Source organism: Nocardioides sp. N13(2025), assembly GCF_051912545.1.
GTDB lineage: Bacteria > Actinomycetota > Actinomycetes > Propionibacteriales > Nocardioidaceae > Nocardioides.
The window spans coordinates 3,083,007-3,097,853 of sequence record NZ_CP196809.1; the positions used below are offsets into that span (position 1 = coordinate 3,083,007).

General features: G+C 63.8%; 12 protein-coding genes. 5 read left to right on the forward strand and 7 right to left on the reverse strand.

The annotated features are described in order from the left end of the window. Nucleotides 1–996: 996 nt before the first annotated feature. From ACS3YM_RS14975 to ACS3YM_RS14990, 4 genes are all read right to left on the reverse strand, one after another. A complete protein-coding gene (locus tag ACS3YM_RS14975; protein ID WP_439937226.1) occupies nt 997–2,103 on the reverse strand; it encodes a glycosyltransferase family 4 protein in 1,107 nt (368 codons plus the stop codon). Further along, nucleotides 2,100–2,777 (reverse strand): acyltransferase, encoded by a 678-nt coding sequence (locus tag ACS3YM_RS14980; protein ID WP_439937227.1) that lies wholly within the window; start codon nt 2,775–2,777, stop codon nt 2,100–2,102. The genes ACS3YM_RS14975 and ACS3YM_RS14980 overlap by 4 nt, the downstream gene beginning before the upstream one ends. Beyond that, a complete protein-coding gene (locus ACS3YM_RS14985; protein WP_439937228.1) occupies nt 2,774–3,700 on the reverse strand; it encodes a glycosyltransferase in 927 nt (308 codons plus the stop codon). The genes ACS3YM_RS14980 and ACS3YM_RS14985 overlap by 4 nt, the downstream gene beginning before the upstream one ends. 100 nt (nt 3,701–3,800) lie before the next feature. Beyond that, nucleotides 3,801–4,814 (reverse strand): O-antigen ligase family protein, encoded by a 1,014-nt coding sequence (locus ACS3YM_RS14990; protein ID WP_439937230.1) that lies wholly within the window; start codon nt 4,812–4,814, stop codon nt 3,801–3,803. Between the two features lie 343 nt (nt 4,815–5,157). Between ACS3YM_RS14990 and ACS3YM_RS14995 the strand changes: the two genes are divergently transcribed. Then, nucleotides 5,158–6,165, forward strand: a complete 1,008-nt coding sequence (locus ACS3YM_RS14995) for a glycosyltransferase (RefSeq protein WP_439937231.1) — start codon at nt 5,158–5,160, stop codon at nt 6,163–6,165. On the opposite strand, the gene ACS3YM_RS15000 is transcribed toward ACS3YM_RS14995, so the two are convergent. Together ACS3YM_RS15000 and ACS3YM_RS15005 are read right to left on the reverse strand one after the other, a co-directional pair. After that, nucleotides 6,162–7,295 carry a DUF1972 domain-containing protein gene (locus ACS3YM_RS15000; protein WP_439937232.1) on the reverse strand — a complete coding sequence of 378 codons (1,134 nt, stop codon included), beginning with the start codon at nt 7,293–7,295 and terminating at the stop codon, nt 6,162–6,164. The genes ACS3YM_RS14995 and ACS3YM_RS15000 overlap by 4 nt on opposite strands. A gap of 22 nt (nt 7,296–7,317) precedes the next feature. Then, complete coding sequence (locus ACS3YM_RS15005) at nt 7,318–8,796, reverse strand: sugar transferase (RefSeq protein ID WP_439937233.1); 1,479 nt, start codon at nt 8,794–8,796, stop codon at nt 7,318–7,320. A 305-nt stretch (nt 8,797–9,101) separates the two neighbouring features. On the opposite strand from ACS3YM_RS15005, the gene ACS3YM_RS15010 reads away from it, so the two are divergent. Continuing rightward, nucleotides 9,102–9,860, forward strand: coding sequence for a hypothetical protein (locus ACS3YM_RS15010; protein ID WP_439937234.1), 759 nt, complete (start codon nt 9,102–9,104; stop codon nt 9,858–9,860). 56 nt (nt 9,861–9,916) lie between these two features. Next, complete coding sequence (locus ACS3YM_RS15015; protein WP_439937235.1) at nt 9,917–11,284, forward strand: nucleotidyltransferase family protein; 1,368 nt, start codon at nt 9,917–9,919, stop codon at nt 11,282–11,284. A 67-nt stretch (nt 11,285–11,351) separates the two neighbouring features. On the opposite strand, the gene ACS3YM_RS15020 is transcribed toward ACS3YM_RS15015, so the two are convergent. Then, nucleotides 11,352–11,849 carry a hypothetical protein gene (locus ACS3YM_RS15020; RefSeq protein ID WP_439937236.1) on the reverse strand — a complete coding sequence of 166 codons (498 nt, stop codon included), beginning with the start codon at nt 11,847–11,849 and terminating at the stop codon, nt 11,352–11,354. Between the two features lie 346 nt (nt 11,850–12,195). Between ACS3YM_RS15020 and ACS3YM_RS15025 the strand changes: the two genes are divergently transcribed. Beyond that, nucleotides 12,196–13,587, forward strand: a complete 1,392-nt coding sequence (locus ACS3YM_RS15025) for a polysaccharide biosynthesis tyrosine autokinase (protein ID WP_439937237.1) — start codon at nt 12,196–12,198, stop codon at nt 13,585–13,587. Between the two features lie 54 nt (nt 13,588–13,641). Beyond that, a complete protein-coding gene (locus tag ACS3YM_RS15030; protein ID WP_439937238.1) occupies nt 13,642–14,841 on the forward strand; it encodes a nucleotidyltransferase family protein in 1,200 nt (399 codons plus the stop codon). The last annotated feature ends 6 nt before the right edge of the window (nt 14,842–14,847 follow it).

The following is a 14,847-nucleotide window of genomic DNA, read 5'->3' on the forward strand; positions in this document are numbered from 1 at the left end:
CCAAATCCTGGCTGTTGGTCACACCTCTAGCTTGCATGGTCACCGGATATATTTGTCACGGTGCAGTACTTTTCGGTGTCCTGAACTGCATAGCCATCTCGGCGAACGGGCTATCGCCTATGTGGTACAACATTGGGCTGGGTCGCCCGATAGATGCTGCTAAGTTCGACATCCTGCCGCGAGTCCTCGGAACCGTCGGATCAAGCGTGCTGGTCATTTATGGCGCGCCCACTGAGGTCTACCCTGCCCTCTTGGCAGCCTGTTCTGCCTTGGGGGTTCTGCTTTTCGCGCGCAAGCTCGGGGCGTTGACTGGCGGGTTACGAGTCGAACGACCCATGAGCGGTCCAACGGCGGCCGCATTGCGTAAGGCGACCATCACCGAGTTCCTTGGCACAATGTACTCCTCAGCCAGCGCTCCGTTGGCAGGCGCTAGTTCAACGACGAGTCAGGCATCCGAGTTCACATCGGGCGACAGGCTTTACCGACTCAGTTGTTACGGAATTACAGCGCTTGGAAACACTCTGCAGGGCTGGATTGCCGCCGCAGCCGATGGCAGCGAGCGTGCCCGGATGAGGCGAGCTCTCTTGGCCCATCTGGTGCTGGGCGCGCTGGGTCTTGTCTCAATCTCGCTAACCGGATCACTCGTTACACAACTTTTGTTCACATCCGACCATGCCATCTCACCGCAATGCTCCCTCTGGTTGGGTGCCGCATTCCTATTCATATCGCTCAACACATCTACCGGCAGACATGTCCTTGCGCCAGCCCAACGTGCTGCCGTTCTATTGAGCAGTACCACAGCGGGAGCACTAGTGGGTGTGCCAGCGATCGCCCTACTCGCGGGTGGATGGGGCGCCGCAGGTGCCGCGGCAGGAATGGCACTCAGCCAGGCAGTCGTGCTGGCTGTACAGGTGCCCAGCGCGCTCAGAGTTCTTAGCAAGCGTCAGTCTGATCTGCGTTAGGTCGCCTGGGCTCGACGTAGCGGAGCACTCAAAGTCAGAACCGGTTGTCGGTGCTGATCAATTCGGTGAGGGCTTGGTAATACTTCGGGACCACGTGGCTCGGCGCGTACTGAGCGCCCACCGCTCGTGCCTCTCCACGAATCACGTTCCATTCATCCGCAGTTAGGGCTCGCAGCTCATGGAGTAGCCGCGGCAGGTCAGAAACTTCCCGAATGACGCGCCCGACCCCGTGCCTCCGAACAATCTCACTAGCACCAGAGTCTCCGACAACGATCGGAAGCAAGCCAGCCTGCATGGCCTCTACGACCGTTCTTCCGAACGCTTCATGAACTGACGCGTTGATGAGGCAATCCGCGGCGGCAAGTTCTGCCGCTACATCGGTCGTGCGTTCCCGTACATCAACGACTTCGGGGTGTTCTTTGGCAACGTCGCGAACACACTTCTCATATTCGCTCGAGGCGGTCGGCGCAGACAGGCCAGTGACGCGCAACTCTACCGAGTTCGGTGCCATCAGGGCGCAGATCTTTGCGACTTCGAGAACCCGCTTATGGGGCGTCACCTGTCCAAGCATCGAAAGCCTCAATGGCGCTCCCGCCCGTCGTGGCTTTACGACCTTCGCAGGAATCAGGCGGACTGGCCGGCCCACTATGCGGACGCGACTCTCTGGCAGTCCAGTGGCCAGGTCACTGCTTGTCGCGATTACGCCGTCACACAACCCGACCAGAAGCCGCAAAGCGCGATTCCCAAGACTGCCTGCGAACGTTTCGTGTAGATCTAGAACACAGGGACGACGTGCCATTTTGGCAGCTGGCAAGACCTGTAACAACTCCCATGTCCCAAAGCAGACAACAGCGTCATATGTGCGCAAGCGGACGGCCAAAGGAATGCTGTATAGGCAAGCCAGAATCACATCGGCGACCAATAGCCACGGCGCTTTCCGAATTCCGCCGCTACCCCTTGTGAATCTTGGCGCCATTGCGACACCCGAGGCCGCGAGATCAGGAACACCCAAGAGCGGCGAATCGGGATGGGCAAGAATATCCGCCTTGAAGCCCGGGGTCGCCTGCACGATCTCAAGCAGACTCCTCTCCGCCCCCCAAATGACGAGCGCATCAGAACAGAACGCTACCCGGATAGTCATTCGGAATCGCCGCGTCTCCGGAGAACTCGTGCAGGCGTTCCAGCCACGATCACGTTTGGTTCGATACTTCCACGCACGACGGAGCCAGCTGCGACTACGACTCCGCTGCCGACAACTGCCCCCGCAAGAATGGTCGCTCCGGCACCGATCCACACGTCATCACCGATGACGGTCCGGCGTCGCTCCTCACCCTGTTCCCGGATTGGAACATGAGGGTCAGAAATTACGTGATTCTCGCTCACGATTGTGACGTGGGGGCCAATTAGACAATCACGGCCAATCTCAACGCCTCCCTGACCGAGAATGACGTTATATGCGCCGACTGCGCTACGATCGCCGATCTTAATTCCTTCACCGAGATTTCTATAAACCCCCGAGCCTCTTAGAAGCGCACCGCGATCGATTGTCACGCGATCCCCAAGAGTCACTCCCGACTTGGAGATCGAGTCAATTATAACGTCCGGCCCAACGGTGACGAACCGGCCCGCCGTCAACTTTGCACCCTTCACGCGGAAATTCGGTCCAGCCAGGAACAGCCACCTGCCTCGCACCGCGCCACGAGCAAGCCACACGCCCCGGGACCAAAGCATCGCGCTCAACTCCGACGTACTGAGCTGCAATTCGGTCCCTGGCGGCAGCCCACGCACTTTCGCGTAAACTCGATTGATACTCATCTCGTCGCACTACCTATTTGTGACGTGAACGAATCACGCATACGTTCAACAACCTCTTCCCACGGAGTTACGGAAACACTGGTTGGCTGGGCAAGTTCGATTTGCTCCTTCACGACGCGGGCCATTGACTCGCCGGAGTGGGGATCGAAGAGCCGCTCCTCACCGAGAAGTTCCCTAAAAGCCGGAATGCTGGAGGCAGCGATGGGCGTGCCGAATCGGGACGCCTCGACGATCGGCAACCCAAAGCCCTCGTCCAGCGAAGGAAATACGAGCAGACTTGTGTTTTCGTAGCACCACTTAAGTTCCGCGTCTGACAGAAAGCCCGCGCGCACCACACTAGGGCGGTCGAGAGAATCGGGCGCACGCATCATGCCATCGGGGGACCCCACAACCACCAGTGGCCGATCCACACCGCACACTCCATGGGCTGTCAGGGCGTCAGCCAAGGCCGCCACGTTCTTGCGCTCGTTTAGCCGCCCCACCGTCAACACGAAGGGCCGCCCGCGAAGGCCAAGTTGGGGCTCTATGGGTATCACTTGCGTTAGACCATCATCGACGCCGAGTGACGTAGACACAACGTCTCCGCGTCGCGTTCGTCCAAGAATCCGATCGATGCGCTCCGCTTCCGCGGCGCTAGAAGTGAAGACGATATCTGAGCGGCGCGCCAGGGGTACGGAAATACCCAGATATGCTCGCTCCTTCATCGTAAACCACGTCGGGTGTTCGACGAACATAAGGTCATGAACGAACACACCGCGAACGCTTTGACGTGAGCCAAGCGAGAAATTCTGGGCTAGAGAGGCGTCAACACTGCGCGACAAGCGGCGAAAATCCGTCATCAGTGCAAGGACATGTTGAGGCTTATTGGTCCAAGCGACGTCGACGTCCGGCAGTTCAGACGCGTCGACCGCCGCGTGCAGCATGACCGTTATCCGATCATCCGGAAACCGCTCGGCCCATGCACGAACGATTGACCGCACAACTCGTTTTCCGGAAGGCGGGCCATCCTTCCACCAATATCCGTCAAACAGAATGCGCAAGACCGTCCCTACCTCTCATTGTATGCGGGACCTCATCCTCATCCTCGCCCTCGCGAACGAATAGCGCCATCAAAACCCAAGGAAAAGCGAACCAGAAAGGATTCGTAAGTGAGGCTACTACGACGAGTGACACGAAGAATCCAAGACCAGCCCTGCCTGCCCTCGCTACGAGCATGAAGAACGCCGTTATGAAGAGCAGCGCTCCAGGAAGGCCGCCATCGTAGATGAGTGCAACCCACCACGATGCGAGGTAGTCACTTCCATCTCCGCTGATCGAACTGTAATGGCTTTGCGTATACGCATTAACGCCATGCCCCACCAGCAATCGCTCGCCCCGGATCTCGTCAATGGCATGCTCGACCGTCTGATTACGGGAAGCGCCCGTGCCAGAACTCCAAGGCTTTTCGATGCTCGTCCTTGACTCGATCGCAATTGAAAGATTCTGAGCAATAGAAGGTACTGCCAATGTGAGCACGCCGGCCAAAGCCATCAGAACGAGTCCGACTAGGAATCCACGTGGGCGTTTACGAGCGTACGAGACCAAGGCGACCATCGCGTAGAGAAGGATCGCGATCCGAGTAAGGGTGAGGAATATTGCCACTCCTGCCAGCACCACCGCCAAGGAGTGAAACCTCCATGAATCGAAAGCGTGCAAGCGCAGGTATGCCAGAAGGAGGAGAAGAATCAAATAGGCTAAGAGGTTCGGTTCTAACATGCCCCCCTCGAGCCGGGGGAATGAAGAGGCGTAATCGGGTTCGACGGCCCACGTGCCATAGCCAGTCAGTTGGTAGACGAGCCAGATGCCAACCATAGAGCTGCCGTACAGCATGAGGGCCGTACGCAGTCCCCACACCACCTCTTCGGTGCCCATACGCGAGTGCAGAACGATATACCCAGAAACGGCTCCAGCAAGGATCCAAATCAACAGCCGCGTTGATTCGGATGGTGACGGCGCGTACAAGCTGGTGAAAAGCAAGACTACGAACCATCCAGTCATAAGTATTAGCATGTGACCAAATGGTTTCTTAGTGGAACGCAGTCCATGTAGCGCGAGAAGGCCGATTCCTATGTGTTCCGGCAGGACAGAAACGGGGCCGATCGCTAACTGAAAGGCACTGCCTCCGAGGCTTAGAAGCAGTAGCAACCATGCGCCGCGCCTGGAGGCCGCTCCCCAGCAAAGCAGGGCAGCGCCGAGCGTTAGTGCCGCGTAGGCCATGTGATCACTTTCCATACCTGCGAGGGCTCGATATGCTCATTCCATGACGTGCAATTTCCGAACCAGCGGCCGTCCGACGACGGTCCTGTATGTCGGGGTTCGAGACACATCCTACCCGCGATTCGTGCGCATTCGCGACTTTCTAGAGCGTTCTGGCTGCGAAGTGACGGTCTGGAACGTCGAGTTCCCGCACTCTTCGGTTCTCGAGAGCAGGTCCATGATGCGCAGAGCCAGGGAGCATGCCGGTCAATTCGACTTGGTCATATGTGCTGAATTCTCGCTACAACTGGCCGCAGCGGCTTGGTTCGTCGCTCGGTGGTCGTCCGCAAAATTGCTGATCGACTTCTTTGTTGGTCTCTACGAAACTCATGTATTGGATAGCCAACGAGTGCAGAAGGGTTCATTCAAGGCTGTCACCTATTGGGCGCTCGATTGGATCGGCCTCAACTTGGGCGACTATGTTGTGACAGATACCTTGCCGAGGGCTTCCCACCTGCAGCGCCGAAGGATCCGCCGAGGCTCTGTGCAGCACCTACCCGTCGGTGCGCCAGAATGGGCGATTCCGGCTGAGTTCAGTCCTCATGATGTACCCCGAATCCTCTATTATGGAAATTTTGTCGCGCTCCACGGATTTCCCACGCTCTTGTCTGGTTTGAACGAACTTCAGAGCCGTCTCGACTTTGAGTTCGTAGTTGTGGGCCCTAGATTTAAGGGCTCTGACTACGATCCAGACTTGAAGCGCTACGGACTGATGCCGAGGACGATTCTCAAAGACAGTATCCCCGAAGATCTTCTTCAAAGGGAAATTGGACGGTCGGACGTGGTACTTGGCGTATTTGGGTCGTCGCGGAAAGCCAAAACGGTCGTTCCCAATAAGGTGTACCAAGGACTGGCAATGGGAAAGACGGTTGTGACGCGCGCGAGTGAAGCCTACGCGGAGATGCGACCGCTATTCGATGGCACCCTAATCGAGGTACACGACCTCTCTCCGGCCGGGATTGCAGACGGGCTCGAGGTTGCTGTTGGTCGGGCGATGGAGTCTTCAGATCTGTCCGGATCCCTCCCGCACCACAGGGTGTCAGATTATGTTGATGCCCAATTCGTGACCGTTTGGTGCCAGATCCTGGCCTAGGGCAGCCCATCAGTTCCAGACACCACACGGACAAGGTTCTCGTATTCATCTGCGACAGCGTCCCAGCGGTACATGCGCTCGACGTGCATTCGGCCGGCGATGCCACGCGCCCCGGTCCGCATCAGGTCGAGGTCGTCCTGCTTGATCGCAAACGACACGTCCTCAGCAGAGGCGAAGAACCGCGCGTGGCCGCCAGTCACCTCGGTGTTGAAGTCGACGTCGAACGCGGTCACCGGAGCACCGCATCCCATGGCTCGAAGGAGGGACGGGTTGGTGCCGCCCACCGAGTGGCCGTGCAAGTAGCTCCGGCAGTTGGCGTAGAGTTGGTTCAGAAGGTCCTGATCCCAGACGCCGCCCAGGAAGCGGGCGTCCGAGTCGCCAGCCGCCTGACGCACGTTGACCATGTACTCGTCGCCGTACGGCGCCGTGCCGACCACGACCAGCGGGAGCTCGGAGCCGCTGCCGGCGTAGCCCTCGACGATGACTTCGACGTGGTTCTCCGGCTCCATCCGCGCGACGACCAGGTGATACTGGCCCGGCGCGAGGTCGAGCTCGCCCAGCCGGTCGGATCCGGGGTCAAGGATCGGGGCGCCGTAGGCGATGAGGTGGCTCTCACGGCCGTACTCGGCCTTCAGGTAGTCCGCGATGCCCTGCGCGTCGGCGATGAGCGCGAGGCCGGAGCGGGCGGCGACGCGCTCCGCGCGCTTGTAGTACTTGGCCCCGAGACCTGCCCACTTGGCACGCTTCCACTCGAGGCCGTCCATGTGGACCGCGACCGGGATGCGCGCCGCCTTGAGCCAGCCAATGAACGGGGCGTTGCCAGCGTTGAAGAGGATGGCCGCGTCGGGCCGCTCTTTCATCGCGTGCAGCACGGAGAGACCGGTATGGCTAAGCGTCTCGAGCGATCGCTTCTTGACTGCTGGGAGGTGGACCAGGTCCATGCCCAGGTGCGTCTCGATCGAGGTGTCAGCGTTGCGACAGTAGACGGTGACACGATGTCCCCGGTCCACCAACCGACGCCCGACCTCCTCGACCGCGGTCTCGAAACCACCGTACGCTGCGGGAACTCCCCGAGTGCCGATCATGGCGATGTGCATTGCTTGGGTCTTCCGTTTGGTTCTGTCCGTCATGGAGCCTAGGCGACCCGTGACATCAGTAGGCGCCTTGGCCACGAGTCACAGCGCGCACCGTGCGCAGCATGATCATGAGATCGCCGGTGATCGACCAGTTGTCCACATAGGCCAGGTCGAGCCGCTCGGCCTCGTCGAAGGATAGGTCGCTGCGGCCCGAAACCTGCCACAGCCCGGTCATGCCAGGACGCACGTACATCCGACGACGCATCTGAGTGGAGTACTGGGCGACCTCCGATGCCAGCGGCGGGCGAGGGCCGACCAGGCTCATGTCGCCCCGAAGGACGTCGAACAGCTGAGGAAGCTCGTCGAGGGAGAACCTGCGGATGAAGGAACCGACGCGAGTCACGCGCGGGTCCTGCCGCATCTTGAAGAGGACCGCGTCCGATTCGTTGAGCGCGCGCAGGCCCTCGAGGCGCTGGTCAGCATCCACGGACATCGAACGGAACTTCGTGATGCGGAAGGTCTCCTCGTGACGACCGACCCGCTGCTGGCGGTAGAACACCGGACCAGGGCTGTCCAGCTTGATCGCGATAGCCGTCAGAATGAGGACGGGGGCCAGCACGATCAGCAGGGCGAGCGAACCCAGGGTGTCGAACGCGGTCTTCCAGACCCTGTCGGCTCCGGCGTACTGCGGCTCACGGAGGTGCAGCATCGGCATGCCGGAGACGTCGTGGAGACGCACCCGGGACGACGACACGTCGAGGACGTTGGGCGAGATCATGAGCTCGATCCCCGTGCCCTCGAGCCGCCATTGAAGGTCGCGCAGCGACTCGTGCCCGAGGTGCTCGGTGTCCGTGACGACAACAGCGGCCGCGCCCGCGACGTTCAGCGCCTCGGCAAAGTCGAGCTGGGCCGACATGACGGGGATGTCGGTGGAGAAGCCGTCAAGGATGCCGGCAGCGGAGGCCGCGTCGGGCACCCACACGCCGCCCACGGCGTAGCCCGCGGTGGGGTGCTTGGCGAACCAGGAGGTCAGCTGTCCTGCCGAGCGCTCGCCACCGACGACGAGCACCTTCCTGGTGGCCCGACCCTGGGCACGTGCGCGATGAAGGGCCACGCGAGCCAGCTTGCGCTCGACGAGCAATCCGACGAGGCCAAGCGGGAATGCGGTCGCGAGGTAGATGCGCGAGGCATCCACACGAAACGCCAGCGAGAGCATCGCCAGAATAGCGAAGACCCGGAAGGTCGCGACGATGACGCGTCGGTACTCCTCGGCTCCGTGACCCACGACCATGGGGCTGCGCGATTGGTGAACCTGAAGGGAAACCCACCACATCGCTGCCACCGCCACCCCCAGAGCCGCGTAGGACGCGCCGAGGCCCGTCACGGTGGTCTCCGCGGCCGCGCCAAAGCGCACGACCTGGGCGGTGCCAAGCGCGAGCGCCAGGACGAGCATGTCCCCCAGCAGCAGGGCACGGGCGTGCTTCCGCCCCGCGACGCTTGGGACAGGAAGATGCGAGGCGCTGAACTGTCGGCTCGCCCCGTTGAAGGGCAGCACCAGTTCAGGCGCGCGACTTACTACTGACAAGGCATCCCCCACGGATGTCTGGCCACGAGATATCCCCCGAGACCGTCAATCAACCCCTGACTGACGCGCTGAATCTATCTCAGCGCGCCGCGCTTCGTGGCGTCTTGGCCGAACTGTGGTCGCAAACACAGATACATAGGCGGCGCGGCTGGCGTGGCTCGCGCAAAACACCTACCCAAGGAGGTGATTGGGCAACGCGAGAGCCACAAGTGACGCCGCCGTTGAGGGCTGTTGGAGTGGCAGCTCGTTCCTCCCGCATCCCCTAGGGTTCAGGCATGGCGCCCCTCGACCAGTCGGAACGTGGAGACGCCGTGATGGTCTCGGCGTTCGGCGTCGTCGTCCCCATTCTGGCTTCGTCGCCGGCCCTCCGGGAGGCAGTGCTGGACGCTTGGCAGGACGCGCTCACCGACGGGCCCCCCAACACGGAGCCCGTCGAGGTGAACGAACCAGACGTCGCTGCGGCGCTCCACCATCTCTCACCGGCCGTGACAGTGCGCGCCATCGATGCACGGGCCGGCCAACTGGTCATGTTGCACGCCGCGGCGCTCGCCGACCCCGAGACCGGTCGGACAGCCGTGCTGGTCGCCGCGTCTGGAACGGGGAAGACAACGGCGTCACGAACCTTGGGCAAACGGTTCGTCTACCTGTCGGACGAGACAGCCGCGATAGACCCGCACGGCGTAGTGCTGCCGTATCGCAAGCCGCTCTCGATCATCGAGTCGGGACCTTTGAAGACACAGGTCGCGCCGTCGACCCTGGGGCTGCGCACGACCGATCGCGAGTGCCGGTTGGCTGCGATGCTCGTGCTCGAGCGGGACGTCGATCACCAAGGTGCTCCACTCCTCTCCCCCATGCAGACGGTCGACGCGATCGCGGCCATCGCTCCCCAGTCGTCGTACCTGCCTGCCGTCCCTCAACCGCTGCACCGCCTGGCCGACCTGATCCACCTCGCGGGAGGAGCGCACCGCTTGACGTATTCCGAGGCAGCCGACCTTGAGCACGTGCTTGTGGCGTTGCTCGGAGCGGGCGAGTGAGGGTCCGTCGAGGACAGCTCCTCGACCTGTACGTGGAGGGTGAACGCAGCGTCGTCATGGTCGGCGAGAACGTTATGATCCTGTCGGAGATCGCCACGCAGATCGTAACTGCGGTGCCTGACGGCGAGCTGGTCTCCATCGAGGAGGTCACGGCCTCGGTGGTGGCTGCCTTCGGGGAACCAGAGCCGCCGACGAGTGCGGCGCGACTCACACTGAACAAGATGCACGAGCTTGCAAGTCATAGCATTCTGGTCCTCGACGACGGCACGGAGACGCTCACGAGCACTGGCTCGACCTCCCCCACAGCCGTCGACGCACTCCGTGCGGCGCTGCGCCACATTCGATCGAGCGACAGCTCTCTCTGGCGGCTTCCTTCAGGCGTCAGGGACCCGCACTTCGTGGCCGCGGCGAAGCAGCACCACGTCGTCTCGTACCTCGATCGGCATGCCGCTCGGTTGGCGCTGCCGCCGGGTCTCGCTGCCGCCATCAGCGTGAGTGCGGCCCAACGAGTCGCGGCAGTGGAGATCCTCTCGACAGAACTCGCTCACGCCACGAGGGCTCTCGAAGGTGCCGACATCCGCGTCCTCGTGTTCAAGGGCATGGCTCTGGCCTCTCAGGCTCACGGCGACATCGCTGCACGAGGAGCGGGAGATCTCGACCTGCTGGTCGCGCCAGAGGATTTGGAAAAAGCGCACGGCGTCCTCACGTCCACCCGTTGGACGCACGATCCCCACTACCCCCACCCCGGCCCCACATGGGCGTGGCGCCACATGAAAAGAACGGGATACGAAATCACGCTGTATGGCCGCAGCACGATTGACCTTCACTGGCGCCTCACCCCGTCAGCTGGCACCTTCCCGCCGTTCGACATCCTGTGGGAGCGGCGAGCTGCGATCAGGGTGGCCGACCGCGAGGTCCACACACTTTCGCCATACGATGCGCTCGCCCACTCGGCCAGCCATGCGGCGAAGGACGAGTGGCGCTGGATGCGCAGTCTTGTCGACGTACACGTGCTCGCGTCCGACCAAGCCGTCTGGCGACGGACCACACATCCTCTCCGCGGTGACCAGCTCATCTCGCTCGGCCTGGCCGCGCGGATGTTCGGCGTTCCGGAGGGGGCACCCAGGGTCGTCCACGATGCGGTAAAGCTCACTGACGCGGTGTGGGGGAAGGTCTTGGCGGGGCAGCTCACGACCTTCGCGTCGCACGATGCTCGTCCAACTCTGGGTGCGTCTCTGGCGTCGAGCCTTCGCACGCTCCGACGCACTGGCGCCGCACACCGCGACATCGCGCGCGCACTCGCGTTCTCGGCCTGCCCGCCATGGATGACTGCTCAGGAATCCTCGAGGTACGCCGTGATCGCGGCACCCCGGGTGCTGTGGCGCCGAAGCGCAGACGTCGCTCGAAGGCTGACGAACCGGTGACGCCCGTCCCAACCTCCGGTCGAACCGGTCCCGAACCGGCAGCGTCGAAGCGGGTGCTCGCGGAGGCTCAGTGCGCGGGAACCCAGTAGCCGGCAGCCTGCACAGTGCCGCCCTTGGCGATGGAACTCACCGTGATCGTGCCGAGAAGTACGGCATGACTCGCGTCTGCGTAGTACTGGAGGGTGAGAGTCCCTATGTTGGTGGCGTTCGAACAATTGACCGTGCTGTTCGCGGCGAGGGGCAGGCGCGTCTTCGAGCCGCTCGTCAGGGTTGCCGCCGTGCTGGTCACGGAGGGCGAGATCCCTGCTCCGGTGATCACGACGCTGGGTGAGCCGAACTGCACCGACCCCGAGTTCGTGAGATCGATGGCGAAGGTGAGCGTGCCTCCGTTCGCGCTTCGCGCAATCGTGCCGGCCACGCTCGCCTTCGTGGACGAGTGATTGGCGAACGCCGGAGCAGCGACGGCGACTGAGACGGCCGGAGCGGTCCAGGCAGCCGCGCGGATGACGTTGCGACGCGAGGCGACGCGCTCCGGCGTGATGCTCTGGACAGGCTTGGAACTCACGGAAATGTCCCCCAAGGACGTAGTGGATGGTGCCGACGCGACGAAGCCCCGAGACCACCGGCGCACCCCACAGCGCGCTCAACGAGACGAGTACACCCCGCGGATGGCTGCCGTCAGGGCCGTGTTGACGGGCTGTTTCTTTTCGGAGAAGAAGTGTGGAAGCGAGGAGGAAAACCGGACTAGACCACGTTTCTCCGGACGTCTTCCGGCCATGAACAGCGCCGCTGACACGACGCCGGCCACGTCTGCGGAACAAACTTTGCTTTCCGGAGTCGGCTCGCTCGCGCCCACCTAGACTCCCCGAGGCGGCGAGCACCAGCCGTCTTCTCGAGAGATCACCGGAGCCATGGAACTCGCCGACTACTTGCGCATCCTGCGCAACCACTGGATCGCCGTCACCGCCTTCGTGCTGCTGGCGGCCGGCGCCGCCTTCGGCTGGAGCAGCGTCCAGCCCAAGGTCTATGCCGCGAGCTCGTCCGGCTTCGTGACCTCCGGAGCGGGAGGCGACCCGGGCCTGGACAACCTCAACGACACCCTGTCCAAGTCGAGGGCGGCGTCCTACGTCGTGCTCGCCAAGGACCGCGAGACCGCGTCGATCGTCATCGACGACCTCGGCCTCGACACCAGCCCGGAGGCGCTGGTCGGCAACATCGACGCCGCGCAGACCCCTGACACCGTCATCATCTCCATCACCGCTCGGGCGGGCACCCCCGAAGACGCGCAACAGCTCGCCGACGCCTGGGTGGGAGCCCTGGCCGAGCGGGTCAAGGACGTCGAGTCCTCCAAGTCAGGTCAGCAGGGCATGCGCATCGAGGTCTCGGAGTCTGCCCAGCTGCCGACGAGCCCGGTGTCGCCGCAGGTCGAGCGCAACGTGCTGCTCGGCGCCGTCCTCGGCGGCCTGCTGGGTCTGGGGTATGCCGTGGTCCGCTCCCTGCTCGACCGGCGAATCCGCTCGAGCGAGGACGTCGAGCGCGACACCGGGGTGGCCGTCGTGGGCTCGGTCCCCGACATCGGCAAGGCGAGCGGGATCTTCGTCGGAACCGCATCCGGAACTGCCGCCCTGGCAGCCGAAGGCGTACGACGCCTGCGCACCAACCTGTCCTACATGGACGTCGACGACCCGCCGCGCGCCATCGTCGTCACCAGCCCCAAGCAGGGGGACGGCAAGTCGACCGTCGCGGCCAACCTCGCTGCGGCCATCGCGGCATCTGGCCAGCGGGTGACCCTTGTCGACGCCGACCTGCGCCGGCCCACCATCGCGGCCCTGACCGACGTCGACGATGCCATCGGACTGACCGACGTGCTCACCGGGCGCCTGCCCCTGGACGACGCCGTGCAACCACACCCCACCATCACCGGTCTCACGGTGCTGACCTCCGGCTCGCGGCCGCCCAACCCCAGCGAGATCCTCGGGTCGCAGGCGATGCGTGCCGTGATCAAGGACCTCGCGGTCGACGGCATGGTGATCATCGACGCACCGCCGCTCCTCCCCGTGACCGACGCAGCGGTCGTCGCGCACGCGGCTGATGGCGCGCTCGTGGTCGTCTCGGCCGGCCGCACGCTCGACACCGAGCTCGGGAACGCGCTCAGCCACCTGCGCACGGTCAACGCGCGCCCGCTCGGCATCATCCTCAACCGGGTGTCGAAGAAGAACGTGGGCGCGGGCAACTACGGGCACTACGGCTACGGCGTCGACGACTATGTCGAGAGCACGCGCGGGCGCGCCGGCGGCGCATAGAGTTGGTGCAGCTGGTGAGTCCGCTCACCCGCACCGTCGAGTCGGGGGGTCTTGATGAGGGTGCAGCGTGGTGACCTGCAGGCGGTCCACGTCCAGGACGGGCGGGCCAGCGTGAGCCGCGACGACAAGGTGGTCGTCCTCTCCGAGGTGGCCACTGCCGTCCTCGAGTCCGTGCCCGAGGACTCGGTCGCCACGCTCGAGGAGATCACGACCGCTGTCCTGGCAGTGGTCGGCAAGCCTCCGCCACCCCTCTCTGCCCTCGAGCTGATCCGCAGCATCGTCCTCGACCTGGTGAGGCACGGCGTGCTGACCGAGGAGTCCCCTGCTCCGCGCGAGCCAGCCGCCGTGACCAGTGTCTCGGCCGTGCGGGACGCCCTGCGCCACATCGTCTCCGGCAGCCCGGACGGGTGGGTGCCGCCCGCTGCCGTCGAAGGTCCTGACTTCCTCGCCGCGGCGCACCGCCATCGCGTCGTACCGATCCTCGCCGCCGCCGGCGACCGCCTGGCGTTCCCGCAGCTGACGCTCGACCAGCTCGCCACCACGGCGCGGCTGGAGGCAGAGGGGGTCGCGGACCTCGCCGCCGAGCTCGTCGAGGTGGTCGAGGCGCTCGCGCGCGCGGGAGTGCGGGTGCTCGTCCTCGACGGCCTGGCGCTTGCCGCGCAGGCCCACGGCGACCACGCCTCTCGCGGAACCGGAACCCACGCCCTGCTCGTGTCCCCGATCGAGCTCGAGAAGGCTCACGACGTGCTCACATCGTCGGGGTGGACGCGCTCGCCCGGCTTCCCAGCACCACAACAGGAAACGGCCTGGCGCCACTTGGTCCACGAGCTCCACGAGCTCCCGCTGACCCGGGCAAGCGGCACGATTCACCTGCATTGGCGCCTGGCCCCGGCGAGTGAGTCGCTGCCGGACCTCGACGAGCTGTGGCCCAGACGCGCCACTGTCGACGTCGCCGGCCACGCCGTCGCCACCCTCTCGCCGTACGACGCCCTGGCCCGGGCCGCGCACGGCAGCACCAAGGACGGCTGGGGCTCGCTGCGCGGGCTCCTCGACGTCTGGCGGCTGCTGACGCGCGAGGACGCCTGGTCGCAGCGAGACGGCGCGCTGAGCCAGGAGCAGCTGCTCAGCGTGGGACTCGCCGTGCTCACCTTCGGCCTGCTCCCGGCGCACCGGGCCGAGCTGCTCGAGGCGGTCGAGCTGTCCGAGGGCGCGTGGTCCGCGGCGGCCGCCGCCCAGGAGTCCGAGCGACGCTGACCTGCC

Coding starts and splice junctions, on each gene's coding strand:
- ACS3YM_RS14990 (WP_439937230.1), bottom strand. CDS start 4,814: ATGACTGGATGGTTCGTAGTCTTGCTTTTCACCAGCTTGTACGCGCCG.
- ACS3YM_RS15015 (WP_439937235.1), top strand. CDS start 9,917: ATGGTCGGCGAGAACGTTATGATCCTGTCGGAGATCGCCACGCAGATC.
- ACS3YM_RS14980 (WP_439937227.1), bottom strand. CDS start 2,777: ATGAGTATCAATCGAGTTTACGCGAAAGTGCGTGGGCTGCCGCCAGGG.
- ACS3YM_RS15000 (WP_439937232.1), bottom strand. CDS start 7,295: ATGACGGACAGAACCAAACGGAAGACCCAAGCAATGCACATCGCCATG.
- ACS3YM_RS15030 (WP_439937238.1), top strand. CDS start 13,642: ATGAGGGTGCAGCGTGGTGACCTGCAGGCGGTCCACGTCCAGGACGGG.
- ACS3YM_RS14985 (WP_439937228.1), bottom strand. CDS start 3,700: ATGCTGCACGCGGCGGTCGACGCGTCTGAACTGCCGGACGTCGACGTC.
- ACS3YM_RS15025 (WP_439937237.1), top strand. CDS start 12,196: ATGGAACTCGCCGACTACTTGCGCATCCTGCGCAACCACTGGATCGCC.
- ACS3YM_RS14975 (WP_439937226.1), bottom strand. CDS start 2,103: ATGACTATCCGGGTAGCGTTCTGTTCTGATGCGCTCGTCATTTGGGGG.
- ACS3YM_RS15010 (WP_439937234.1), top strand. CDS start 9,102: ATGGCGCCCCTCGACCAGTCGGAACGTGGAGACGCCGTGATGGTCTCG.